This is a genomic window from Xanthobacter versatilis (assembly GCF_043193975.1).
Taxonomy (GTDB): domain Bacteria; phylum Pseudomonadota; class Alphaproteobacteria; order Rhizobiales; family Xanthobacteraceae; genus Xanthobacter; species Xanthobacter autotrophicus_E.
In genome coordinates this window covers 1-217 of the sequence record NZ_JBAFVB010000043.1, presented here as the reverse complement: position 1 = coordinate 217, position 217 = coordinate 1, and the positions used below count along the sequence as shown (strand labels likewise).

Annotated in this window: 1 protein-coding gene; it reads right to left on the bottom strand. The window is 60.8% G+C overall.

Going from position 1 to position 217, the window contains the following annotated elements; genetic code table 11:
• Window positions 1-152: transposase (locus tag V5F66_RS22305; protein WP_394004539.1), on the bottom strand; the 152-nt coding region annotated here is incomplete at its 3' end.
• Between the last annotated feature and the right edge of the window lie 65 nt (window positions 153-217).

Sequence of the window (217 nt, the reverse complement as noted above, 5' to 3'; positions counted from 1 at the left end):
CCGCCGAACTCCTTGCGCCAGCGATAATAGGTGAACGCCGTCACCCCGATGGCCCGGATCGCCTCCGCAACCGGCCGCCCCTGCGACACAAAAACGTCGACCTGCCGAAGCTTCACGACGATCTCTTCCGGCTTGTGCTTCTTCTGCGCCATCGCGCCATCCTCCAAAGGCTCAAAAAACCTACTTCATGGAGGACCACTTTTCAGGGGGCAGGCCA